The 25,087-nt window shown below is 36.0% G+C and carries 26 protein-coding genes; 4 read left to right on the forward strand and 22 right to left on the reverse strand.

From position 1 onward, the window contains the following. Positions 1-209: 209 nt before the first annotated feature. The 14 genes from HMPREF2634_RS07845 to HMPREF2634_RS07910 form a co-directional block, all read right to left on the reverse strand. Positions 210-1,544 (reverse strand): dipeptidase, encoded by a 1,335-nt coding sequence (locus HMPREF2634_RS07845; protein WP_070836446.1) that lies wholly within the window; start codon positions 1,542-1,544, stop codon positions 210-212. 24 nt (positions 1,545-1,568) lie between these two features. Next, complete coding sequence (locus HMPREF2634_RS07850; RefSeq protein ID WP_021001459.1) at positions 1,569-3,071, reverse strand: YfcC family protein; 1,503 nt, start codon at positions 3,069-3,071, stop codon at positions 1,569-1,571. Positions 3,072-3,308: 237 nt separating this feature from the next. Then, complete coding sequence (gene arcC, locus HMPREF2634_RS07855; protein WP_003025409.1) at positions 3,309-4,256, reverse strand: carbamate kinase; 948 nt, start codon at positions 4,254-4,256, stop codon at positions 3,309-3,311. A 289-nt stretch (positions 4,257-4,545) separates the two neighbouring features. Further along, the gene (argF, locus tag HMPREF2634_RS07860) at positions 4,546-5,562 is read right to left on the reverse strand and encodes an ornithine carbamoyltransferase (RefSeq protein ID WP_021001458.1); all 1,017 of its coding nucleotides are present in this window, start codon (positions 5,560-5,562) and stop codon (positions 4,546-4,548) included. A 23-nt stretch (positions 5,563-5,585) separates the two neighbouring features. Beyond that, positions 5,586-6,815 carry an arginine deiminase gene (gene arcA / locus HMPREF2634_RS07865; RefSeq protein WP_021001457.1) on the reverse strand — a complete coding sequence of 410 codons (1,230 nt, stop codon included), beginning with the start codon at positions 6,813-6,815 and terminating at the stop codon, positions 5,586-5,588. Between the two features lie 319 nt (positions 6,816-7,134). Continuing rightward, positions 7,135-7,821: a Crp/Fnr family transcriptional regulator gene (locus tag HMPREF2634_RS07870; RefSeq protein WP_003025412.1), complete on the reverse strand. Its 687-nt coding sequence runs from the start codon at positions 7,819-7,821 to the stop codon at positions 7,135-7,137. Between the two features lie 136 nt (positions 7,822-7,957). Further along, positions 7,958-9,013, reverse strand: a complete 1,056-nt coding sequence (locus HMPREF2634_RS07875) for a serine hydrolase (protein WP_080655058.1) — start codon at positions 9,011-9,013, stop codon at positions 7,958-7,960. Positions 9,014-9,117: 104 nt separating this feature from the next. After that, complete coding sequence (locus HMPREF2634_RS07880) at positions 9,118-10,167, reverse strand: DUF6568 family protein (RefSeq protein WP_021001455.1); 1,050 nt, start codon at positions 10,165-10,167, stop codon at positions 9,118-9,120. 452 nt (positions 10,168-10,619) lie between these two features. Further along, positions 10,620-10,850, reverse strand: a complete 231-nt coding sequence (locus HMPREF2634_RS07885) for a Blp family class II bacteriocin (RefSeq protein WP_021001454.1) — start codon at positions 10,848-10,850, stop codon at positions 10,620-10,622. A 229-nt stretch (positions 10,851-11,079) separates the two neighbouring features. Continuing rightward, complete coding sequence (locus HMPREF2634_RS07890; RefSeq protein WP_003025418.1) at positions 11,080-11,400, reverse strand: hypothetical protein; 321 nt, start codon at positions 11,398-11,400, stop codon at positions 11,080-11,082. A 151-nt stretch (positions 11,401-11,551) separates the two neighbouring features. Continuing rightward, positions 11,552-11,842, reverse strand: a complete 291-nt coding sequence (locus tag HMPREF2634_RS07895) for a bacteriocin immunity family protein (protein WP_021001453.1) — start codon at positions 11,840-11,842, stop codon at positions 11,552-11,554. Positions 11,843-11,893: 51 nt separating this feature from the next. Beyond that, positions 11,894-12,127 (reverse strand): garvicin Q family class II bacteriocin, encoded by a 234-nt coding sequence (locus tag HMPREF2634_RS07900; protein WP_003025420.1) that lies wholly within the window; start codon positions 12,125-12,127, stop codon positions 11,894-11,896. A 7-nt stretch (positions 12,128-12,134) separates the two neighbouring features. Beyond that, complete coding sequence (locus tag HMPREF2634_RS07905) at positions 12,135-12,455, reverse strand: hypothetical protein (RefSeq protein WP_003037422.1); 321 nt, start codon at positions 12,453-12,455, stop codon at positions 12,135-12,137. Positions 12,456-12,542: 87 nt separating this feature from the next. Then, a complete protein-coding gene (locus HMPREF2634_RS07910) occupies positions 12,543-12,767 on the reverse strand; it encodes a Blp family class II bacteriocin (RefSeq protein WP_003025424.1) in 225 nt (74 codons plus the stop codon). 231 nt (positions 12,768-12,998) lie between these two features. On the opposite strand from HMPREF2634_RS07910, the gene HMPREF2634_RS07915 reads away from it, so the two are divergent. From HMPREF2634_RS07915 to HMPREF2634_RS07925, 3 genes are all read left to right on the forward strand, one after another. Then, positions 12,999-13,712, forward strand: a complete 714-nt coding sequence (locus tag HMPREF2634_RS07915; RefSeq protein WP_021001450.1) for a CPBP family intramembrane glutamic endopeptidase — start codon at positions 12,999-13,001, stop codon at positions 13,710-13,712. Between the two features lie 168 nt (positions 13,713-13,880). Further along, complete coding sequence (locus HMPREF2634_RS07920; protein WP_037590320.1) at positions 13,881-14,627, forward strand: response regulator transcription factor; 747 nt, start codon at positions 13,881-13,883, stop codon at positions 14,625-14,627. A gap of 4 nt (positions 14,628-14,631) precedes the next feature. Further along, positions 14,632-15,939 carry a sensor histidine kinase gene (locus tag HMPREF2634_RS07925; protein WP_021001449.1) on the forward strand — a complete coding sequence of 436 codons (1,308 nt, stop codon included), beginning with the start codon at positions 14,632-14,634 and terminating at the stop codon, positions 15,937-15,939. A 44-nt stretch (positions 15,940-15,983) separates the two neighbouring features. Here HMPREF2634_RS07925 and HMPREF2634_RS07930 read toward each other — a convergent pair whose 3' ends face one another. From HMPREF2634_RS07930 to HMPREF2634_RS07940, 3 genes are all read right to left on the reverse strand, one after another. Then, the gene (locus HMPREF2634_RS07930; protein ID WP_003025431.1) at positions 15,984-16,133 is read right to left on the reverse strand and encodes a ComC/BlpC family leader-containing pheromone/bacteriocin; all 150 of its coding nucleotides are present in this window, start codon (positions 16,131-16,133) and stop codon (positions 15,984-15,986) included. A 92-nt stretch (positions 16,134-16,225) separates the two neighbouring features. After that, the gene (locus tag HMPREF2634_RS07935) at positions 16,226-17,587 is read right to left on the reverse strand and encodes a bacteriocin secretion accessory protein (RefSeq protein ID WP_021001448.1); all 1,362 of its coding nucleotides are present in this window, start codon (positions 17,585-17,587) and stop codon (positions 16,226-16,228) included. Between the two features lie 10 nt (positions 17,588-17,597). Further along, complete coding sequence (locus HMPREF2634_RS07940; protein ID WP_003025436.1) at positions 17,598-19,748, reverse strand: peptide cleavage/export ABC transporter; 2,151 nt, start codon at positions 19,746-19,748, stop codon at positions 17,598-17,600. Between the two features lie 480 nt (positions 19,749-20,228). Between HMPREF2634_RS07940 and HMPREF2634_RS07945 the strand changes: the two genes are divergently transcribed. Continuing rightward, positions 20,229-20,603 (forward strand): hypothetical protein, encoded by a 375-nt coding sequence (locus tag HMPREF2634_RS07945; RefSeq protein ID WP_037590248.1) that lies wholly within the window; start codon positions 20,229-20,231, stop codon positions 20,601-20,603. A 62-nt stretch (positions 20,604-20,665) separates the two neighbouring features. Here HMPREF2634_RS07945 and HMPREF2634_RS07950 read toward each other — a convergent pair whose 3' ends face one another. From HMPREF2634_RS07950 to pyrH, 5 genes are all read right to left on the reverse strand, one after another. After that, on the reverse strand, positions 20,666-21,271 hold the full coding sequence (locus tag HMPREF2634_RS07950; protein ID WP_021001446.1) for a superoxide dismutase: 606 nt from the start codon (positions 21,269-21,271) through the stop codon (positions 20,666-20,668). Positions 21,272-21,341: 70 nt separating this feature from the next. After that, on the reverse strand, positions 21,342-22,379 hold the full coding sequence (gene holA / locus HMPREF2634_RS07955; RefSeq protein ID WP_021001445.1) for a DNA polymerase III subunit delta: 1,038 nt from the start codon (positions 22,377-22,379) through the stop codon (positions 21,342-21,344). 80 nt (positions 22,380-22,459) lie between these two features. Further along, a complete protein-coding gene (gene cvfB, locus HMPREF2634_RS07960) occupies positions 22,460-23,314 on the reverse strand; it encodes an RNA-binding virulence regulatory protein CvfB (protein WP_003025448.1) in 855 nt (284 codons plus the stop codon). A 346-nt stretch (positions 23,315-23,660) separates the two neighbouring features. Further along, positions 23,661-24,218: a ribosome recycling factor gene (gene frr / locus HMPREF2634_RS07965; protein ID WP_003034284.1), complete on the reverse strand. Its 558-nt coding sequence runs from the start codon at positions 24,216-24,218 to the stop codon at positions 23,661-23,663. Positions 24,219-24,221: 3 nt separating this feature from the next. Further along, positions 24,222-24,962: a UMP kinase gene (pyrH, locus tag HMPREF2634_RS07970; protein ID WP_003025453.1), complete on the reverse strand. Its 741-nt coding sequence runs from the start codon at positions 24,960-24,962 to the stop codon at positions 24,222-24,224. Positions 24,963-25,087: the final 125 nt, after the last annotated feature.

Genomic DNA, 25,087 nt, shown 5'->3' on the forward strand with positions numbered 1-25,087 from the left:
AATTATTTGTCCAACTTTTGGGGGTCAGTACATCTCGTCCTCTCTTTTTGCTAGCAGAATCACCCCCACTACAATGACATTGAACCACTTTTGTTCAATCGCAGCTTTTCGCTATCAAAACCACATTGACGCAATGATTGATTGCTAGTTAGGTGGAAAATAAACTCTTGTGCAATTTACAAGTTCTTCTCATTCCCACTTTCTTCTAACTATTTTCCAGCTAAGCGATAAATCGTTTCAGCATAGATATCCATTGCTTTATACAAATCCTCAATCACAGTTCGTTCATTCGCTTGATGTTCTGTTTGCAAAGCATCAGGGAAAAGTGCGCCAAAGGCCACGCAATTTGGCATGGTGCGAGCAAATGTAGCACCGCCAGAAGACACAGCAGGGCTATCATCATTGGTTTTTTCTTTATAGACAGCCATTAAGGTACTGACCAATTCACTATCAAGTGGCACATATAACGGTGCAAGATAATCAAATTCTTCATAACGTAATTGATATTTTTCAGCAATTTGACTTAGTTCTCGTACTAATTTATCTTTGTCAGCAAGAACTGGAATCCGCAAATCAATCCGAATCTCGGACTCGTCTTGATTTATAGTTAGCCCAGAAACATTGAACGACAAGGTTCCTGAAGGCTCATCTGAAATTTCACCAAACAAGCTGCTGCCTGTAGCATCTTCACCAACTGCTTTTGCCATAAATTGAATAGTAGAGTGTTGAACAAGTGGATTTAGCCCCATTGCCAAACGTACAATAGCATTCACTCCCTCAGCTGCATCTTTTGAATGCTTAGGAACACCAATGACAGTGACTGTATCGCCTACCCGTTCATATCCAAATGCAGCTTTTTTTAACTCTGCTTCTAATGAATCCGCCAAATTTCCCGTATAACCTGCTTTTGCAGGTACAACATTAAAGGCTTCTCCCGCCTCGATAGCAAGCGCTTGTGAACCAGGACCATGCAATTTAATTTGCAACAATCCTTTTTCGGCATAGGTTAATGGAAAAGATGAATCAGGTGCAAAACCAAGTGTTGCTGTTTCTTCTAGCTCATTGTAACGAGCCATACAGCGCCACAGCGTTTCTTCGTCTGTACCATAGATAAAACGAATTCGTTTGTTAAATGTGACACCCGCATCCATCAGTGCTTTAACAGCATAAAGTGCAGCTAGGGACGGACCTTTATCATCTTGCACCCCACGTCCATGTATCCAACCATCTTTTATAGTTGCTTCAAATGGAGGAGTTTCCCAATCGGACAAATCTCCAGCTGGAACAACGTCTAAATGGCAGAGAACGGCCAGGAGTTCTTCTCCCTGACCGATTTCTGCATATCCATAATAGCCTTTAGGATCAATGTAAGTTTTAAAACCTAAACTCCTAGTGATCTCTAGCATTTTTTCTAAGACGTTTTGAATAGATTGTCCGAAAGGTGTTCCATTTTCCCCTTCATTAAGAACTGACGGGTAGGAAACGATCGTTTTCAGCGATTCTAAATAATCAGACTTAATTTTTTCGGTTAAAAATTGTTTCATAGAGAACACCTCATTAATTTCTTATTATAAGAAAGTTCCTAAAATAAGAAGTAGAATACTTACTACAAAGATTCCTGCAACCAATTTTGCAACGAATTTCCACCAAGTACCCAAATCAATACGTCCAAGAGCAAGTGCCCCCATAACGATACCAGATGTTGGAGTAACAAGGTTCAAAAGACCAGAAGCAGATTGGTAAGCAGTGATAATCAAGCTTGCTGGAACGTTGACGAATTTTCCAAGAGGTGCCATGATACCCATTGTTGCACTGGCAAGACCAGAGGTTGATGGGATAAGGAATGACATTGGCAGATAGAAAATGTAAGTCAATACGATAAATACTTGAGATGATAGACCTTTCAGTCCTACTTCACCCCAGTGAAGGATTGTAGCTGTAATCATACCATCGTTCATGATAACTTGAATACCACGCGCAACAGCTACGATAAGCGCAACACTTAGAAGATCAGCCGCACCATTGATAAAGACAGTGATAAAGCGGCTTTCTTTCATGCGGTAAACAAAACCAATGATGATACCCATTACCATAAAGAGCATTGCCCCTTCTGGGAAGTACCAGGTACCCAAAGCAGATGTTGAACTACCAACAATCTTACCAATGAACGGAAGTCCAACCAACCATTTATTGAAACTTTCAAAAATAGTTACCTTCAAGTCTGTCCATGGAATGAAACTCATAATCATGAGAACAAAGGTCAAGACAAAGAGTACCAACACTTGTTTTTGTTTCTTGCTAAGAGTGGATTCTACATTAGCAACTGCATCTACATTAAAGTGCTTCAAATCTTCTTCACGATGACTGTAAACCAAAGATTTTGTAGGATCTTTTTGAATCTTATCTGCATAACGATATACGAAATAAGTACCCAAAGCTGTCATCACAACAAAGAAGATTAACCGAAGAACGATACCGTCACCAGTACCTACACCTGCTGTCGCAGAAGCTATACCTGTAGCAAATGGGTTTAGAGTAGAAGCCAAACATCCAATTTGAGAACCAAGAAGGATAATAGCTACCGCGGTCAAACTATCAAATCCTACTGCCATCATAACTGGCACAAGAAGTGGATAGAAAGCCATCGTTTCTTCACCCATACCATAAGTTGATCCACCAAGGGCAAACAAAGGCATCAAGACTAAAATCAACATCTTTTCACGACCCTTGTACTTCTTGACGATAGAAGCAATCCCTACATCAAGGGCACCTGTTTCATTCACTACTCCAAGGAAACCACCAACCATCAAGATAAAGAAGGCGACATCAATCGCTGCTGAAGTTGGTTCTTTCCCAAGCATAGCACGAATCGGAGCCATTAAGACATCCCAAATCCCTTGCGGATTTTGAGCAACAGTCTTATAGGTTCCTGTAATTAGATTACCAGACTTATCAGCATCATATTGACCAGCTGGAATAATCCAGGTCAATACTGCCATAATGGCAATGATAATCATCAAAACGGTATAAGATGACGGCATCTTAAACCCTTTTTTTGCTTTTTCACTCATTTGTTTTCCTCCTAAATGTAACAAATTGTAAAAATTTAACCGAATCCCATTTTCAGAAAGCGCTTCCTTTTACTATATTTTAACATATTCAAATGAAAAATACTAGTCATTTTCAAAAAAATTATCATTTTACAACAGTAAAATAGACCTAAAGAAAGCAAATCTAAAAATAGGAAACACCGACATTGTTTTAAAAAGTTTTATTACAGTCTTAAACTTATAAATGATAACACTCTGTTATCCTTTTTCAATAATCGTTCCGCTTTCAGACTCAATTAAAGCACCTAAGTTTTCAAGAGAAGTAATGACAGCTTCGCCTTCTGGTCGATCATTTACAAAGGCAATAGCTGCTTGCACTTTAGGTAACATACTTCCTGGTGCAAACTGTTCTTGCTTGATGTATTCTTCAAGCTGAGCTACATTAACACGCTCTAACTTAGCTTGATCTGGTTTATTGTAGTTCACATAAACATAGTCAACACCTGTCAAGACAATGAAAAGATCTGCTTCGACCAATTCAGCCAGACATTGTGAAGCAAAGTCTTTGTCAATTACTGCTTCTACGCCGGCAAGATGACCATTGTCTTCCTTGATAACAGGAATGCCGCCACCACCAGCAGCCACAACGACATGTCCTGCATTGATGAGTGTACGAATAGTTTCAATTTCTTTGATTCCAACTGGTTTTGGTGAAGCAACTACTTTTCTCCAGCCACGTCCAGCATCTTCTTTGAAAGTAGCTCCACTCTTTTCAGCTTCTGCTTTTGCTTCTTCCTCTGTGTAGAATGGTCCGATTGGTTTGCTCAAATTTGTGAAAGCTGGGTCGTTTTTGTCAACCACGACTTGTGTCACAACAGAAGCAACTTCTTTTTCAATCCCTTCTTCACGTAAAGCATTTTGAAGAGCATTTTGCAACCAGTAGCCGATACTTCCTTCTGTCATCGCAACGAGCGAATCAAGCGGGAATGCTGGATTTTTTTCAGAATCTGCTGCTAAATGTTGCAATAAAAGATTTCCAACTTGCGGTCCATTTCCATGAGTGATAATCAAGTCATCACCATTTTTAATCAATTTTACAAGATGACTTGCTGTTTCTGCTAATGCTTCTTGTTGTGCTTTAGCTGATGGATCAGATGAAAGGATGGCATTTCCTCCCAAAGCCACAACGATTTTCCGATTTGCCATAAATAATTAGCCTCCTTAGAGTTTTCTCATTATAGTGTTTCAATTTCATTTTAGTAGTCCAAGATAGAATCCAGCTGCAACAAACGTAGGAATGAGGTTAGAATAGCATTGTCTCAGACTACATTTCTCTGAGAGTGACTGCATCAGTAATTATGGTTGTTTGTTCTATCGCCTTTTTCCTCTATTAACATCATACTAAAATGAACACGAGCACTATCAAAAATGAGGACTGGACTAAAGCTATTAGTCGCAGCCCTCATAGCTGTTGGTAAACGGTTTTGGTTTTAAATTATACTTTTGGAATATAAAGGTTACCAAGAGTTGCTGCCATAACTGCTTTAATAGTATGCATACGGTTTTCAGCTTGGTCAAATTGGCGAGCGTATTTGCTGCGGAATACTTCGTCAGTTACTTCCATTTCTTCAACGCCGAATTTTTCAGCAACGTCTTTACCATAGACAGTATTTGTATCATGGAAAGCTGGTAAGCAGTGTAAGAAAATCAAATCTTCATTGTCAGCTTTCTTAACCAAGTCCATATTTACTTGGTAAGGTTTCAAAAGGGCTACACGTTCTGCAAATTTGTCTTCTTCACCCATAGATACCCAAACGTCTGTGTAAAGGACATCTGCACCTTTAACAGCTTCATCTGCATTGTCAGTGATTAAGACATGTGCGCCACTTTCTTTTGCATATCCTTCTGCCAATTTCACAATCTCTTCAGCAGGGAAGAGTTCTTTTGGAGAGAAGATGTGCACATTCACACCGAGGATAGCACCTGTTACAAGAAGGCTGTTTGCAACGTTGTTACGTCCATCACCACAATAGACAAGAGTCAAGCCTTCCAAACGACCAAAGTTTTCTTGAACTGTCAAATAGTCAGCTAACATTTGAGTTGGATGCCATTCGTCTGTCAAACCATTCCATACAGGAACACCTGAGAATTCTGCTAATTCTTCTACCATGCGTTGGCTGAATCCGCGGAATTCAATCCCGTCAAACATACGTCCCAATACTTTAGCTGTATCTTCAGTAGATTCTTTCTTGCCAAGCTGAATGTCGTTAGCTCCTAGGTATTCTGGATGAGCGCCAAGATCAATCGCTGCTGTTGTGAAAGCTGCACGAGTACGAGTTGAAGTTTTTTCAAACAAGAGAGCAATATTTTTACCTGCTAAGTAGTGATGTTCAATATTGCGTTTCTTCAAATCTTTCAAGTGAGCTGCTAAACCAATAAGGTATTCTAATTCTGCACGTGTAAAATCTTTTTCTGCCAAGAAGCTGCGTCCTTGGAACACTGAGTTTGTCATTCTATTATTTCCTCTTTCTAATCTTAAAGTTCTTCACGTTCAAACGGCATTGACATACAACGAGGTCCACCACGACCGCGAACCAATTCACTTCCGCGAATCTTAATCAAACGAAGTCCATATTCTTCAAGAATCTTATTTGTAACAACGTTACGGTCATATACCACTACCACGCCTGGTGCAATTGTAAGGGTGTTTGAACCGTCGTTCCATTGTTCACGAGCAGCTGCAACAGCATTTCCGCCACCGCAACGAATCAAATGAACTTTGTCAATACCAAGATTCTTAGCTAACAATTCAGCCAAATCGCCTTTTTCTTCTGCAATATGAAGTTTTTCATTTTCATAAGTAACAGAGTAAACGCGAAGGTCGCCTTCAATTTCTGGGTGAATCGTGAATTTGTCATAGTCAACCATTGTGAAGACTGTATCTAAGTGCATGAATTTACGATTATTAGCAAATTCAAATGCAATCACTTTCTTAAAGCCAACATTCTTCTTGAAGATATTAACCAAAAGTTTTTCAATAGATGCTGCGTCTGTACGTTGTGAAATACCTACTGCAAGGACATCTTTAGAAAGAACGAGTTCATCTCCACCTTCAATACGAGTTGTTTCTTCACGGTTATAAACCAAGTCAACATTGCCACCATATACTGGGTGGTATTTGAAAATGTATTTACCATAAAGTGTTTCACGATTACGTGTATCTGAGTACATGTGGTTCAATGACACCGCATTACCAATTGTAGCAAATGGGTCACGTGTGAAATAAAGGTTTGGCATTGGGTCAATGGCAAATGGATAGTCTGATTCTACCAAGTCAGTCAGTCCTTTAGCTTCTTCAGGAATTTCTGGCAATTCTGCTTTTTGGAAGCCTGCCATTGTCTTTTCAACCAACTCAAGGTTGTCTTCTATACCATGAAGAATGTCGCGAATAGCAACTTTTGTTTGTGCTCCGCGGATATTTGCTTCGTCAAGATATTCTTCAATAAATTCGTTACGAATTTCTGGAGAAATCAATGATTCAGCAGTCAATTTTTCGAGGTAAAGAACTTCAATACCTTCTTTACGTAGAGCGTCTGCGAATGCATCGTGTTCTTTTTGAGCATCTTCCAAGAATGGAATATCGTCAAAAAGTAGACGTTCCAAATGGTCTGGCATCAAGTTTTCCAACTCTTTACCAGGACGATGTAGCATAACTTTTTTCAGTTTTCCTATTTCTGAGAAAACATGAATAGGATGTGTAGACATCTTATGTCCTCCTCTTTTTTCTTTGTGACTTAAGTTTCCTTAAGTTCTATTTACATGTTATATTGTAATATCTTTTGTTTGCGCTTTCACAATCAATTATACATTTAAAATGCCAAATCCTTTGCTTTTTTTAAAATAAATTCTAATATTATTTCAAAATAAAACGCTTTCTATAAATATTTTATGCATTTTATTGGTTTTATGAATAATTATTTTTTAGAAACAAATGAAGTTTTTGAGGATATTTTTAAATGTTTAGGTTTCTAAATTAAAAAAGGACCAAAAATTGCTTTTTGGACTGCAATTCTGTCCTTCTTTTCTACATATCTTCAAAATACTTTAAAAAGTATTCTTTATTCAAAAAGACGAGTTTCTTTCGATTATATTGAATAATGTTTTCTTCTGTTAATTTTTTCAACACTTGATTAACTGTTTCACGAGTGGTCGCCCCCAACTTGGCTAACTCTTTCATACTAAGGGCAAAAGGAATATCATCTCTATCTTGACAAAAATCAATACATAAAATTGAAATCGCTTGGATAACTCGCTCTGTCGCACTCGCTAAAACGGAATTTCGCAAGCGTAATTCATGGAAACGCAAAATATTTGATAACTTATGCGTAATGAATAACATTTGCTCTATAATTTGTTTGGAATAGTATTCATACAAGTCAACAGGAATCGAAAAGTATTCTAAATCCGTCACAGAAATCCCAGAATAATGATAATCTTTATCTTCAAACATGCCACCATAAGGAAACATGGTATTTTCTTTCACATAATCAATGTAATTAAACGAATCTGTCTGATCATACTGCTCAATCCGAACATAGCCCTTATAAATCAAAAAAAGTCGCTCTCGCTTATCTCCAGAAAAGAAAATAATTTGCCCTTTTGGCACTTTGCGAAATTGAATCTCAACAGCTATTTTATCAAAATATTCAACTGGCAAATTTTTAAAAGCAGGATGTTCTCTAATGTAACGATAATGCTCTTTGTTAATCATGATATCCTTGTGGTCCTTTTTTTACATTCTGCTCTTATTATAACACAAAAGGGCTTCAATCTTAAAGAGAGCCCTTACATTTTTCTGAAATTTGTTCTTTTTACAACGTGTCCTTCGCCCTATAAATATACGTATCTTAATTCATATTCACTCGATGCCATTCATTGATGACATAGGCCAATTGTCCAACTTGCGTAATACCAACACCACTGATTTCATCACTCTCTGAAGTCGTTCCTCCCAGTCCTGCTGTATAAAGGGCAATCAAATAAGGCTTTTCCTCACACACAACTGCATCTACATTTAATGCCTCTGCAACATAACCTGGCTTTTGGTAGATTGGAATGTCTCTTACATATCGTTTATAGTATTCGTTTGGAAAAGATTCACCGATATAATACAAAAGATCTTTATACTTTTCCTGATGTTTCCAAAGGTAATCCAAAACCTGAATATAATAGTCAGTCGTGGTTTGATTTTGTTGGTTGATCGTCTCAACTTCCCCCTTGCCTTTTCCATAGCGCTGATACATTGTATAGGCTTTATCCAAGCCACCTAAGCGCTCAGCTAAGGCATAAGCTGGCGTATTTTCAGAATAAAGAAGGGAATACTCCTGCATTTCAGGGATGCTCATGGTCCCATTAAATGCTGCTACATAGTTATTATGTTCACCGATATACTCATAGCGAGTATGGGTAATATCAAACCGCTCGGTCATTGATAAATTTCCTTTTTCTACCTCATCAACGACCAACATATTTAATGGCAATTTGTAAGTCGAGCCCGCTGTCATCGGTTGCGTTTCATTCATAGCGTAGATTTGTCCACTCGTTAAGTCCTTATAAGAAAATGCAACCTGCGAATGCTCTATTCCCATCTCATCTAGATAAGCCTTTACAACTTGAACCAAATTTAGATTAGCATAATCATAATACAAACCATAGGCTTCCATTACAGGCAAATCAGATTCCATGACTTTCTGCTTTTCTTCTATACTCTTTGACGAAACACGAGTGACTAATTTAGACTCTTTTGACGAATTTTTTGGCTTTTCTTGACTGGTAGGATAATTTGCAGCTACTTTCGTAGGATGTGCCTTTCTAGCTTGGCCAAAGTATACAGCACTTGATACTAATACACCACACATTATAAAGCAACCAATCAAACAAAGAATCATTGTCTTTCTACTCACGCACTCCTCCTAACTTATATACCTCATTATATAGGAAGAATGAACATTTGACAAGATGGAGTGCACAGAATCATCATCCGTTTTTAATTCTTACTAATGATGATTCAATAGCATTTTCTATCATTCAATCCTTTTCTCATCCCTAGATAAAATGATAATGTAAGAAGAGCCATTGCCAACCCAAATCGGAATAATCCTTTACTCTTTTTGATGCCAGTTTTGGGTAATTGCATGTTATTTTGAGTATATTTAATTTGCCTATTTGTTAATGGCGTTAAATTTTGATTCCTAGCATCTTCTTTATTTGACTCTGAACTGACACTAACGTCTTTTGGTAAGGATTCCTCATTGTTTTTTAAGTCAATAGAAGCTGGTGCTTGGCTTTGTTTAACTTGTTTATCATTTTTATTCTCTTGATGTTGAGGGTTATCTTCTTGCTTTTTGCCTGCCGGTGCTTTATGAAAATACAGATAATCATAGAGTTCTTGAGCAGTGATACCTCCACCGACCCAACCGGAAGTTAATGTACCATTTTTAAGATAGAGTATCGTTGGGGTACCAGGAATACCAACTGTATTAAATAAAAATTCTTTTGCATGTTCATCAAAATCTTCACCATCTGTATTATAGTATTCTAATTTTCCACCTGTTAATTGATTAAACTTTTTTAGTTCAGGAGAAAATTGTCGACAAAAATAACAAGTTTCCCGTCCTACATAAATCGTATGTTCTTTATTATCCGAAGTAAAAGCTGAATAAACATCTTTTATCGTAGCCTTGGGAAGTTCAGCTATATTCTCACGATAAGTAGCAACATCAACCTCTTTTGAGTCTTGAGAATTTGGAATGCCATTTGCTGCAGAAGTTTTGTTTGAAGTAGAAGCAGATTTATTCTTTGTCAAGTTTTTCTTTTCTACAGCTGTATCTTCCTTTGACGCTGGCATCCTTACAGGTTTCGTATCTGTCGCAATTGAGTCTTGATTTGTGTCATTTTTAACAACAGCTCCTGTCGAACCTTCAGACACTATTTCAGTTATAGCTGTGCGTTGATGTTCCTCTTTATGAACCCCATCAGCAAAAACTATGTTATTTCCAAAAGCAAGCAATAACACCGAACTAAATAAAAGTGATTTTAATAATTGTTTTTTCATCATTTTAAACTCCTTTATGTTCTATTTACAGTATAAGGTAACTATTTCAGTTTCATCTTCGAAAATCCTAAAAGGTAGCTCTGATAGCCTGAATGGTAAAAAGTAAGAAACAGGAAATCAAACGAGCTGTCTTCCTGTCGATAATTTTCAATATCAAATGATAAATTTTCTTAAATATTTAAAATATGAACGAAAATATACCACAAATAGGATACTGATAGAAATGAAAGAATGATAATAAATTTCTTATGTGAAGGTACAAAATATATTATCAAGAGAACCAGTAAATATAATAAACTAATTAGTAAAAATTTTATCATCATCTTATTTTTTTGAGATTTTCTTACATTTATCCAGAAAGTAAATAATTGGTTTATCTAACCAAGTTAATATCATCATAGTGATAAAACCTAGTGCGAAACTTTTTATATCAAACATTTATTCCCCCATTTCACTTACCACCAACAAGTAGCTCCATAACCAACTTTACCAATAATAGCTCCCCCAACAGCTCCTGCAACTACTCCTTGCCATGTTATGGTCTTGATTCCTAATCTCAATCCATTACCCGCACCACCAGCAATACCCGATTTTGCAAAATCACCCCAATTACAACCTCCCCCTTCAACACGTGCCAGCATTTCAGAGTTCAGTACTTCAAATTTTTCCAATGTTTTTGTTTTCATGATGAATACCTGTTTTTTATTTTAATAATTTCAACCTGTTGCAACTTAATAAACTTAGTATAGCACACGACATATTTTATAAATCTGCAAATCCTGAATGGTACTTCTGACGTCTTGAATAGTGATTGTTCCAAATTGGTCTGCTAAAAATCAAAGACTCTAAGTGAATTATAACTTAGAGCCTTTTTAGAAATGCTATAAAAGTGGTCAGAAAAATCAATTTATTTATCTACAAACTCTCTAGAATACGGTATTCTTTTTCAAATGTTTTTTGAGAAACTACCCGATGATTGCTTATATCCAAATAATCACCAATATAGCCCAACACATACATACCATAACCTGCAAATCCACCGCCTATTGTTCCAACTGTACCAATTTTTAAATTCTCCACAGTAGAAGGATTCAGACCAGCCATTAAAATCCGAAGATGATCATCCAACCAATACAAGTAATTTTTAGCAAACGCTTCTTTCACCCAATCAGGTTGTTCAGCTTCTCTGCTAATTTTCCAAACATCAGCTATTTTATTTTTATAAATCGCTTTCATTTACACCCTCCCAGATGTTATCGAAAATCTTTCTTGATATGCTACTATCCTATTTTCCACACAATTTTGTGTCCACTTTTATTATACCATGTCCAGTACCAATCTTTTCAGTGGTCTTATATAGAAGCTAATTATCAATCCACACAAATACCTAGATTATTCTAATATGAGACAAAGCCCTCAGCTCCTTTAACTGACTTGATTCAGTACTTGACAGTCGTATATTATTGTTTAAAAGTACTTTAGAAATATCAATATTCATACGAGTCAATATATAAGGTGTAGATGTTCCATCAAACTTCAATTCTGTTCGATAAGAATCCAGCACTTGATATAGTGGATTCGCGTTTTTACTATCAAATTCAGAAAACATTTGGTTGATAAGAAAAATTGCTCGTTCTCTTCTTTCCTGCCCACCAGCAAACCATCTTAAAGTTCCCATAATATTACTCCTAAAACAATCTAATTTTTATATTCGCTTTTAAAAGACTTGTTAATGTCTTGGAATCCACGGACCATATTCTGCCCAGCCTTTAACAATAACATCTGTAGTTGCTTGAAATATTCCTTTAGTAACTTTATAATCCCATCGGCCATTACTATAGCGACATGCATAACCGTTTGCTCCTACCATAACAGGCTTACAATATCCTGAACCTCCACCACTAATTTCAGAAAGCTGAACATCTGATAGCTCATTTACAACTTCACCTTTTAAATTTAACATAAAATTCTCACTCTCTTTCATTTTTTAATATATTATTATTTAAACACAAAATATAACCAACGGTATAAAATACAACAATAATATGACAATAGAAAAAGGACAAAATATTAGGAATATCTGAGAAGAAAATTTTATAACCAACAAATGTAATTATAACAATAGACATCGGTAATGTTTTTTTAACAAACTTTTTGTATAAATCAAAAGTTTTTGATAAAGTAATTTGAGGTCTATTCTGTTTGTATGCAAAATAATGAATTAATATTTCTAATACCAAACTAGAAAGACTAAGCTTTAGTATGTTAATCGCTCTAATCTTAAAATACATTCCTACTATAGTAATTAATATAATAGATATCAGCATTGTTATTATTACTCTCTGTGTATTCTTCATATTTGTTCCTTTTTAACCTCCTTAATGAGCTCGAATAATTGCCCAAGCTCCTGTACAATACTGTGCCCCTAAAATAGCACCTACAGCAGTTCCAACTCCAGGAAAAACACTACCTATCGTTCCACCTGCTACTGTGCAAACAGCCAATGCCTGTGCTGCTTCCCCAGCTCCTATTTTCCCCCCTTCAACACTTGCCAGCATTTCAGAGTTCAGTACTTCAAATTTTTCGAGTGATTTTGTATTCATGATGAATACCTCCTTTTTATTTTCATATTTTTGTCCTGTTGCAACCTGACAAATTTAGTATAGCATATAATATATTTTATAAATTTATAAATCCTGAATGGTACTTCTGACATCCTGAATCGTATTTTTAACCATTTAGGACACCAACGCTATCATTTGGGATTTCAATGAAATCTTTTATAAAAATTTTGTAGAATAAGAATATAAGGTTACTTCAAAATAGGAGATACGATGAAGAAATTAGCATTTTCACTCATTTTTATAATACTTTTTACTATTTTACTGGCAGGTCTTCCAGAAACTTTAGCCCTTCATATTGCTATTTTGTTTCAGTGGAATTTGACAGCAGTTGGTGTTATGATATTAATTCAAGAGATATTGATGCTGTTCTTCATCCTTTATCTCTTGAAACGAGCAGATTTATCCTCTATTTTTAAAAGGAAGAAAATCCATAAACGTGATATCGCAGCTTTTCTTGCTTTACTGTTCATCTTTTTCTTATTGGCAGACATAAGGAAAGACTTGGTGCAATATATGGCGCGAACGACTATGAATACCAAACTTTACAGTAAGGTTGGTATCTGGAGTGGAGGAAAAATTTTTGATATTTGTAGTATTCTCATAACGGTATTGATGAGTCCAATTATAGAAGAACTTTTTTATCAAGGATATGTCATGTCTCGGTTCTTTACCAATTCAAACTATTATTTAGACGTCTTGCTTTCTGCTAGTCTATTTACGTTAGGACACATGATCTTACTTCAGAGAGACTGGGTCAATCTCAGTTTTTACTTTTTAAGTGGATTGGCATTATCTCTATTTTACCGTTATAGTCAAAACATCCGACTTCAGATGCTCTTTCATGTATTGTGGAATTTATATACTTTCATAGCCTCTATCTGGTATATCATTTATAATTGGTTTTATTTTCATTTCTTTTTTTAGTAAGCAAAAACAAGCTGATAGCTATAAAGTGTTATCAGTTTGTTTATTTTTTGAATCTATTGAATATTTTTATATTTTGTTCTTGTGAACTTCCAATCCTTTTTATATAATGAATACTAGAATTACACATAATTCTTACATATTTTATCAATCGGGAACATTATGAAAATGAATATTTTTATTTTAGAAGATGATCTTACTCAACAATATTATATGGAGACTATTGTTGAAAAAATTATCGAAAAACATCGTCTTCAATATCACCATTTTGAAGTTTTTGGAAAACCTAAACAATTACTAGAAGCCATATCTGAGAAAGGAAGCCATCAGGTTTTCTTTTTGGATATTGAAATCAAAACTGAAGAAAAAAAGGGCTTAGACGTCGCCAAAAAGATACGCGAGATAGATCCTTATGCCATTATTGTCTTTGTAACCAGTCACTCTGAATTGATGCCGGCAGCGTTTAAACTGCAAGTCGGCGCCCTTGACTATCTTGACAAATCGTTATCAAAAGAAACTTTTAAAAAACGGATCGAAACTGCGCTGCTACATACTGAAAACCTAACAGGCAAAGGCCTGGCAGACGATTCTCTTCTCTTTGAAACACCTCATACACAAATACAAGTGCCGTTTAAAGATATTCTTTACATCGAAACTTCCTCTCGCCCTCACCGTTTAGTACTTTACACACATAGAGGGCGTACGGAATTTACTGCCAATCTTTCAGATATGTTAAAAAAAGAAAAACGGTTCTACCAATGTCATCGTTCCTTTGTTGTTAACCCAGCTAATGTCCATCAAGTGGATAAAGTAAATCATATCCTTCACTTCCAGAATGGTGCTACTTGTCTTGTTTCTAGATCAAAAATAAAAGGGCTAACAGAAGCTATTGCAGCCCTGCACCGGAGGGAATGATATTATGGTGCAATTATCATTGATTATCGTAGACATGTTTTTATTGTTGTTTCTTTTTTCCTACATTAGTGGACAAAAATTAATAACTAGAACATATCTAATAGCAATTCTAGCTAACTTATTTTATAGTATAATTTTTTCTTTTATTCCAAATAATTTATTTTCTTATCTGATAGGTCCAACTTATTTTTTAATTTTTTCTTGGATTGTTGGAAAATCTTACAACAAAACGTTAAAAATTTTTTACGGACTTTTTCCAATCACACTATGGAATTTAATTCAACGCTTGATTATTTTTTTCATATCTCCTTTATTTAGTTTTAGTGTAGAAAGACTCAATAAAAGTTTTTTTGGTCCGATTGTCACCTCAATTATGGCGACGCTGATAGTATTACTTTTTTTGCGTTTAATTCAATATAATTTTAAGACATTAAAATCTCAAAAAATTAATCACAACGATAAGAAAATTATCATCTTTGTAAATATCAGCATGATTATTTATCATCTTATTGTTCAAGTTCTATCTTATTTAGAAAATGAGAATAACTTACAGACACTAAATTTTAGAGAAAGTTTAGTAGTTCTTTATCTTATCCTTTTTGTGAGTGTTGCCAATTATTTAGACCGTCATTTACGAGAGAGAATCCAAAGTGATTTAATGCTTCAAAAAGATTTACAGTTAAAAAACTTGGAAAACTACAGTCATCACATTGAGGAATTGTACACAGAAGTTCGGAGCTTTCGGCATGATTACGCTAATATTTTAACAACCTTGAAATTAGGAATTGAGCAAAATGATATAGGCATTGTAAAGAATGTCTATCATTCTGTTTTGAAAGATTCCAATAAGCGTTTTCGCAATCCCAAGTATGATATTGGACGGTTAGTCCATATCAAAAACGATGCCTTAAAAAGCCTGCTAGCTGCTAAATTTGCACAAGCTCAAGAGCATAATGTATCCGTTTCATTGGAGGTTCCAGAAGATATTTGTCCACAAGGAATGGAATTAGTTGACTTTATCACCATTGTCTCCATTTTGTGTGATAATGCGATTGAAGCTGCCACTCCAACTATGACGATTGCTTATGTTTTGTCAGAAAACAAGCAGGTATTCTCCATTGAAAATGCTATAAAAGAAGAGCATATAGACATGTCTTATATTTTTGATGCGGGAGTTAGTTCTAAAGGATCTGGGCGAGGAATTGGATTATCAAATGTCTTAGCAATTCTGGATCGATATCCAAATGTTTCTCTTACTAGCGCTAGTCAAAATTATCGTTTCCAGCATGTCCTTGAGATTCATCTGAATTAAAGAAAACCATTGCTGTAATATCAAGTACAGTAATGGTTTTTATGTTATCCTAAATCAGGTTGTCCAAGTTTGCCTAATTTATACTTTTTTAAATAAGGACTAAATAAGTCTTCCAACCAGCCGCCACCGACAACTTGTTCGAGTTCTTGACTTGTAAGTGTATGAAAATGATCCAATGTTTGTTTTTTATCCATAATAGAACCTCCTTTTTGATATATTTATTATAACCCAACTGTTGAATAATGAATCGTTAAATCTTAAACGGTAGTGATTTCGTCCTAAACGGTCATTCGACATTGTTCAACAGTTTGTCTTTGTAGTAATCAAAGAATGATTTTTTCGCAATGACAATAGTTACTCTTCCTTGTAGACCATACTTGATCACTTGTCCATTGGACTTAGAAATTTTAGCCTTGGCAGTTACTTTAAAAAGGTTTCCTTGTTTTGTTTCAGTAGCGGAAGTATCAATTTTATTGATATTTCCGATAATGGTGATGGACTGCTTTCCAATTTTTTCTAAAGTTAGACGAGTGGTTTGTCCTTTTTTTAAATTGGTCATATAGGTCGAAGGCACATAATAAGCGATAAGGACTTCGTTTGTTTTGGTGATATCTGGATAGATTTGGGCAATTTCAGTTCCTTTAGGTAATAAGTTGTTCCCTTTTAACTTTTCACTAATATGCAGAACACCTGTTTCGGGAGCGACTAATCTATTGTTTTGAAGCTGGACATTTGCTTGATTCAATTGATTCTGTAAATCAGTGATTTGGGTCATAAGGGTTGCTAACTGTTGGTCAGCCGTTTGGATAAATTGTGTGCGGAGTACTTCGATTTTCGTAGAAAGACTATTGTCATAAGTCGCCGCAGTTCCAGTACCAGCTTTTTGAATCTTTAGATTCGCAATGGAAGAGTTTAAATTGGATATATTGGTATCAATTTGAGACAAATACTGATTTGTGAGGGAAGTATCTGGATTAGCTTGATACTGTTTCTTATACATGTTGAATGTTGTCTGATGTGGATTACTCTTTGGTAAATGTGAAGCATTCTCCGAGATGACCTGATGCAGTTCACGATAATCATTTATCTGTTTTGTTAAATCATTGATTTGCTGATCAATCGCAGCAATTGTGTTATGAGCCAAAGAAGCTTGTTTACTGACTTCGATATTGCTTTTTGAAATTCCTAATGATAGATCCTGCGATTGCTTGATAAAATTGTTAAAAGTATTAGCATAGCCAAATTCATCTTCACCCGAAAAAAGATTTATCCCTTGATGCAAACTCGATTTGAGTGTTTCTATGCCAACTTTTTGTCGTTGATAAGTTGCAAGTTGAGTTTTAATAGCTGTTTGTTGAGAGACTTCCATATTTTTTGCATATTGAATCAACAACTCTCCTTTTACGACTGCCTTATTTTCGGCTAAATGGTTAATCAAAATCGTATTATTGCTGCTTGATTGGATCATAGCAATGACTTTCGTTGGTGTAATTTCACCGATAGATTTGATAGTCACTTCCTTTTGACCGATAAAAGAAAAAAGAACCAGAAATAGAACGAACAATACCAAAGGAAGAATAAGAACGGTCGCAAAGTTATGGTATCTTCGATGATAAAATTCTGCACTTTTAAACAGATTGGGATTCATAATTCACTCCTTATTTGCTAAATAAATGATGATAAAAACCTTTTCTTTCCATCAATTTAGTGTGGGAACCAGTTTCAATAATCTGTCCTTTATCAAGAACAATCACTTGATTTGTCCGCTTTGAAATGCTGAGACGATGAGCAACAAAAATAATCGTTTTGTCTTTTAAGCCCATCAGATTGTCAATGACCTTTTTCTCAGTTAAAACATCCAATCCGCTCGTTGCCTCATCAAGAATAAGAATTGGTGACTTTGTTAAGAGGGCGCGTGCTAGAGCAATTCTTTGCTTTTGTCCACCTGATAGACCAGCTCCATCGGACAATTCTGTTTGATATCCCATAGGCATTTGTTCAATATCCGAACGAATTTCTGCAATTTCACAAGCGCGAATAATCTCTTCTTGAGAAAATATTTGATTCGTCCCTAATGTAAGATTTGCTAAGATGGAACCACTAAAAATATAGGCTTGTTGTGGTAAATAATTGATATATTGACGAAGCGTCTTCTTATCAATCATTTTAAGATCATTTCCATTAAGACGGATTTGCCCTTTATAAGGCTCATAAAAATGAACCATCATTTTGGCAAGTGTTGTCTTTCCCGAACCACTGATGCCGACTAAGCTCACCTTATCTCCTGTTTTTATTGTTAAGTTAATATCCGATAACGTATCTCGTCCGAAGCCATATTTATAAGAAACATCATGAAAAGTAATGTCACCAGCCAAGAAATTTTTCTCTGTAATGACTTGTTTGGTTTTGAATTCGGATTCTACCAGATAAACTTCATTCAACCGCTTGTTAGCAACCTTAGCCGACTGCAGCTTAGTTTGCAGATTGATGATACTTTCAAGTGGACTTGTAAAATACGAAAGGAGTGCATTAAAAGTAATCAGCTGTCCAATCGAAATTTTTTGAGACATAGCCAGAGATGCTCCAACCCATAGAATAACAACATTCAAAATAAATTGTGCTCCTTGTTTGAGAGATGTCTGCATAATGGAATATTTACTAAGCGTAAAAGATTTATCTAAATAATTTACAAATTCGCTGTCTATCTTTTGGTAACGAGTTTCTTCGCTGGTTAAAGATTTAATCGTTTCAATGCCATTAATATCTTCGATAATAGCAGAATTTACCATGGAATTACTTTGCATAACGTCATGATTCATTTTTTCAAAAGGCTTTATAAAAGCAAAAATAATCACTGTATAGATAGGAATAGCAAGCAGAGTGAGGAAGAAAAGGTTGGTATTCTGTAATAATAGTACCCCTCCTACCATTATCAAAATAAAAAGGTCAAGAAAGAGTGAAAGTATTGTAGAAGCGAGAGCATCAATAATGGAATTAGCATCTGTAAAACGAGAAATAATTTCTCCAGTGCGTCTCGTAGCAAAAAAAGACATCGGTAATTCAAAAATGTGTCGAATATATGATAAAATTACATCGATGGTTAATCGCTGACTAAGTATAATCAATAAGTAATCTCTGGAAAAACTCATCATTTGCTGCAAGATGTAAGTAATGATAAGCCCAATTGAAACGATTCCAAGAGTTGATTTCATCTGATTTGGAATGTATTCATCCAAAATCCCTTGCAGATAATAAGAACTAACAATGTTAATGAGGGTCACAAGCAAACTAGCTAAGACAATATAAAAAATCAAAGAACGCTGTTTAAAGATGAGTGGTAAAAAGCTAGTAAGCCCATTCTTCTTATCCTTATGTGGTTTATAGCTAGGTTCTGGTGCTAAAAAAATAGCAACACCAGTCCATTCTGTTGCAAATGTCTCTTTTGATATCTTAGTTATTTTTACACTTGGGTCAGGATCTCCAACTAGCAGACCTTTTTTCGTATTTTTATAGATAACATAATAATGTGGGAGTTTAGCTTTTTTCTGAACATGAACGATAAAAGGATAGGGAATAGCTTCCATATCAAACAAAGACATATCCCCTTGAATCGGTCGTGTCTCAAAACCTATTTCTTGCGCTGCTTGAACAATTCCAAGAGCCGTTGTCCCTTCTTTACTTGTCTTAGCAAGTTCTCTCAGATGTGCAAGAGAGTAGTCTGAACCATAGTATTTTGCAATGGAAGCAAGCGCAGCGACACCGCAATCTCTTGCATCTATTTGAGGAACAAATGTTTTCTTAACATTCACAACAATGATTTCCTTTCTAAAATAAACTCGGATTATTTGTTACGTAGGTAATAGTAGACACGTAATTTGAGATAAACATCTATTAAAACATAACTTATCATCATACTAAAAGCAAAGCCGGTTAGTAGAATACTTAATATGGGAATAGAATGGATAAATAAATAGCTGAGTGATAAAAAAAGAATAAACAGTGCTGTGGCATTGCTATCTCCCCAATTTTGAATTTTTTCTAGTCTTAATAGCACTGTGGCTGATGGACTGAAAAATTTATCTAAAATAATCATCTGATAGAATAAGCCCTTTCATCGTTATAATATGATTATCCCAAAATATTTTTAAATAAATTACAAAAATCTTAAACGGTATGTATAATGGCCTGAATGGTTCAAAAATGCTGTTCAGGACATTATACATACCGTTCAGGATTTGCTCAGTTATCTTTCATTTGATATGGTAGGATATAAGCTAGGAGGAAACATAATGATTCAAATTCAACCTTATTCTTTTATTAGCTCTATTTCTCTCTATTTTACGGCTCTCTATCTTCGAACAATCCATCAATTCTTTAAAATAAAGCTGCGATTGACGCATCCTGCGCAGCGAACTTTTCGCCCGACTACTTATTTTGTGGTACAATCCAAATTTTTCTCATTTAAAGATGCCACCAAAAGAATTGAAACAATCCGAAAATATGATAAAAGAGGGAAAATTGTCCTTATTGGAGAACATATTGATTATGAACTGCTGTTTAGAAATCACTATCTTGTTTTCGGTGTCATTGATCGAACCAATGATCATTCTCTGAAATTCCTCAAACAACAAATCTGGTTTTATTTGGAAGGAATTTATAGGTAATTTTACTATAACAGAAAAAAACGAACCTAATCAGATTCGTTTTTTCTATCTCATTGCACACCTTATTTTGCTGCTGCGTACAATTCATTAACCTTATTCCAGTTGATGACTGAGAAGAATGCTTTGATGTAATCTGGACGAACATTGCGGTACTTCACATAATAAGCATGTTCCCAAACATCAATTCCTAAAATTGGTGTTTTCCCTTCAGAGATTGGTGTGTCTTGATTAGCAGTTGAAGTCACTTCTAATTTACCATCATTATTGACCACCAGCCAAGCCCAACCTGAACCGAAGCGACTTGTCGCAGCTGTTGTAAATGCTGCTTTGAAATCCTCAAATGAACCAAATATTGCTTCAAGGTCTGCTGCTAATGCTGCTGACGGCTCTGTCTTTTCTGGCGTCATCAATTCCCAGAAAAGCGCGTGGTTGAGATGACCACCACCGTTATTGATAACAGCTTGACGAATATCCGCTGGAATGGTTTCTACATCTGACAAAAGTTGCTCCAAATCCTCACCGATTTCAGGGTGTTTTGCCAGAGCCGCATTTACATTATTGACATAAGTATTGTGGTGTTTGTCATGATGCAAGTGCATCGTTTCTTCATCAATATACGGTTCCAAAGCATCGTAAGAATAAGGTAAATCAGGTAAAATAATTGCCATTGGTTTGTTCCCCTTTTTCATTTTATATGAAAATGATAACGTAGACCTACAAAATTTTCAACTTATTTGCTTATAAGTTGTGGGTAGCAATCTTTAACAAAGCCAAGTCAAATAAATAACTTTTCTCATAAACTCCAGACTTGATTTGGTAATCTGTTTCAATCAAGCAAGCAAGTACTTTTTTTAGAAAATCAAGCTGTAAAGATCGCACATCACGCAAAGCATATTTGATTTGAAAAGGATTCACCTTTCGTCCTAAATAACTGGACAAGTCTGCTACAATCTGACTTTCATTACGTCCATTTTCAAAGAGGATTTTCACTTGTGCAAATATACGAAACTGGCCCAACATAATCGCAATCAGCTTGATTTCATCTTCACCTTGCAATGTCAAGTCTCGCACCAGGCTTCTTGCCGCATCTACCTTTTGATGCAAAATCATCTGGGTAAGATCAAAAATATTATCCTGTAAAGTTTTTGGAATTGCTTCAGCAATGTCATCGCTTGTAATGATGCCATCTTTTTTATAATCCTTTAAAAAAGCTAAGTTTTTACTAATTTCACTAAAATCAAAGCCGGATTTGACAAACAATTCCTCGAAAACTGGTGAACTAAATTCTAATCCTTGTTCCTGAGCCAACTTACTAAAGTATGCCCGCAGCTCCTGCTCTTTTGGCTCACTTGCTTCAAAAATTTTACCATCTCGCTTGAGCAATTTTACAATTCGCCGTTTACTGTCTAACTTCCCTTCTGCAAAAATGACTAATTTTGTCGTATCTGCAGGATTTTCCAAATATTGCTCAAAAGATTTTAGCTCATCATCCGTCAAATAGCATTTTTTAGCTGTTGTCACATCCAAAAAATGATCCAAAATGACGATCTTCTCTTCAGAAAAGAAGGGCAAACTCACTAGATCAATCTCCACATCTGGATAAACGGCTTCTTTCATATCAAAGTAAGTCATATTTAAATCTGCAGCATCGTATTGAATTTGACGTAAAAATTGTGATTTCATCAATTCAAATTGCCCTGTATCATCACCAGTCAAAATTGTCAGATTAGGTAAATTTGTCAGATTTACTGTTTTAATCTCTTCAATTGCTAACACAACGGCCTCCTTTTATGAGGTTTATTTGATTCATATTTTTTATTTTACCAAAAATCTCGAAAGCAAAGCAAATTGGTATCTCAAATCAACTCCGTCCCAGTCGCGTTCTGTTTAATCTTACCAGCTTTCATGAGGCCACCCAGGGCTTTTTTAAACTGTCCCTTGGAAATGCCGAAAGTCGCCTTAATATCCTCTGGAGCTGACTTATCATTCAAGGTCATGAAGCCACCGTTAGTCTCCAGATAAGTCAGGATCATCTGAGCATCATTTTCCAGCATTTCAAAAGAGCGTGGTTTGAGCGAAAGGTTCAAAGTCCTATCCACCTCACGAAAACCAATGACACGCACATCCAATACCTGGCCCAGACGCGGCTCAGCATAGCGCTCGCTGGGATGGATAAAGCCCAGCATGTTATTTTCAGGCAGATAGACAAAGGTTCCAGATAACTTCAAACGATAAACAATAGCCGGCCAATTTTGATTTTGCATGTTATTATAGGCTGGACGAGCTAATTCCTGGAAATCTTCTTGGTAGGCCAAAAGCCCCCAAATGCGGTCTTTTTTGTCTACATCCAAACGAATATAGAGGCGGTCGCCTTTTTTAGGCCAAAGTTCTTTTATTTCTGGCAAAATGTCGAGAGACACTACAATTTGCTTATCTGGAAGTCCTGTATCAACAAAAACACCTAAGTCCTTACGAACATCCGTCACTGCTCCCCAGCCAAAAGTCGTCTGAGTTGCTGTGACTTCGAGAGTCGTCAGGCGAAGTCTCTGTTTCATATCACTATAAGCAAAACCTTTGACCGTTTCTCCTAGCTGATACTTACCTTCTTCTTTAGCTAAAGCATAAGTCTGACCATCCTTTTGAACAAAGTAAAAGCGATCGTTTTCATCGGTTACAAGACCTGTTATAAATGTTGCAAGATTTGTATTCATTTTTTATCTTTCTATCGTTCGAAGCGGATATGAAACTTTCTTCCTACTTCAAAAGAAGAAGCTGGAACAAAAGTGTTCAGCTTCCTTTGTTTATATAGTTATCATTCTAAGACGCAGTGATTTGGAGAAACTATGTTGACTTTAGTCAATTAGAGTTTCCCATGCACAATTATTTGGCACTTTAGTGCCTAATCAATCACTGCTGAGTGGGCTCTAACTCGTTAATCAATCAACTTTTACAGCCCTACTCAACTTTGCGGAAGTGGGACGAAATCAAGTTTCTAGGAAACGACTGATTTCGTCCCCCCTCCTTGCTTTCTATTTTTTACTACATACAGAGAAAAGCTTACACTTCAATCAATTCTTTTTCCTTGCTGGCAGTCATATCATCAATATGCTTAACAGCCTCATCTGTAACTTTTTGAATATCTTTTTCAAGTGTTTTCAATTCATCTTCAGTAATTTCTTTTGCTTTTTCTTGCTTTTTAGCTTCATCCATAGCGTCACGGCGGATATTACGAATAGCAATTTTAGCATTTTCGCCGACCTTCTTCACTTCCTTAGCAAGGTCACGGCGAGTTTCTTCTGTCAAAGCAGGAATGACCAAACGAATAACCGTACCATCGCTTGCAGGGGTGATGCCAAGATCAGAAGCGTTGAGTGCGCGCTCAATATCTTTGATAGAAGATTTGTCAAATGGCGTCACCAAAAGAACACGCGCTTCAGGAATCGTGATAGACGCGATTTGATTGAGCGGAGTTTCCACTCCGTAGTACTCAACTGAAATCCTATCCAAAAGGCTGGCGTTCGCACGACCAGCACGAATGCTGCCAAATTCACGCGCCAAACTTTGGTGTGACTGTGTCATTCTTTCTTTCGCTTTTTCTACAATTGCATTTGCCATAAATCATTCCTCTTCTTTTTCTACATTATTTGAAACGGTTGTTCCGATTTGCTCACCAAAGACAACGCGTTTGATATTACCAGGTTCGTTCATATTAAAGACAACAAGGTCAATGTCATTATCCATTGAAAGAGTTGAAGCCGTTGAATCCATGATACGAAGACCTTTGTTAATCACGTCACGGTGGGTTAATTCATCAAATTTCACCGCAGTCTTATCTTTCTTCGGATCAGCGTTATAAACGCCGTCTACACCATTTTTTGCCATCAGAATCGCATCAGCTTCAATCTCAGCCGCACGAAGAGCAGCTGTTGTATCTGTTGAGAAGTAGGGAGAACCAACTCCAGCACCGAAAATAACGATACGTCCTTTTTCCAAGTGTCGCAGAGCGCGTCCGCGAATATAAGGTTCTGCTACTTGCTGCATCGCAATCGCTGTTTGTACTCGCGTATCCACACCCACTTGTTGAAGTGAATCCGCCATGACCAAGGCATTCATGACTGTTCCTAACATTCCTGTGTAATCAGCCTGCACACGATCCATTCCTGCTTCTGCCGCAGGCTCTCCACGCCAGAGATTCCCACCGCCGATAACAAGGGCAATTTCAATACCCAAATCATGTACTTCCTTGATTTCCTCTGCCATTTTTTGAACGGTTGAAATGTTAATTCCAATCCCTTTCTCACCAGCAAGAGCTTCACCTGATAATTTGATTAAAATACGTTTATATTTCGGGGCTACCATTTTTATTCTCCTTATTTTATCTGTACTATTTTACCATATTTTGAGATTTTTATATAGTCAAATTCTTTAAAAAATAAAAATTTCGATAAAAGGGAGAAGATAGTTTGCTATGCTATTTGAGCAAC

The organism is Streptococcus sp. HMSC034B03, assembly GCF_001838575.1.
Classification (GTDB): Bacteria; Bacillota; Bacilli; order Lactobacillales; family Streptococcaceae; genus Streptococcus; species Streptococcus anginosus.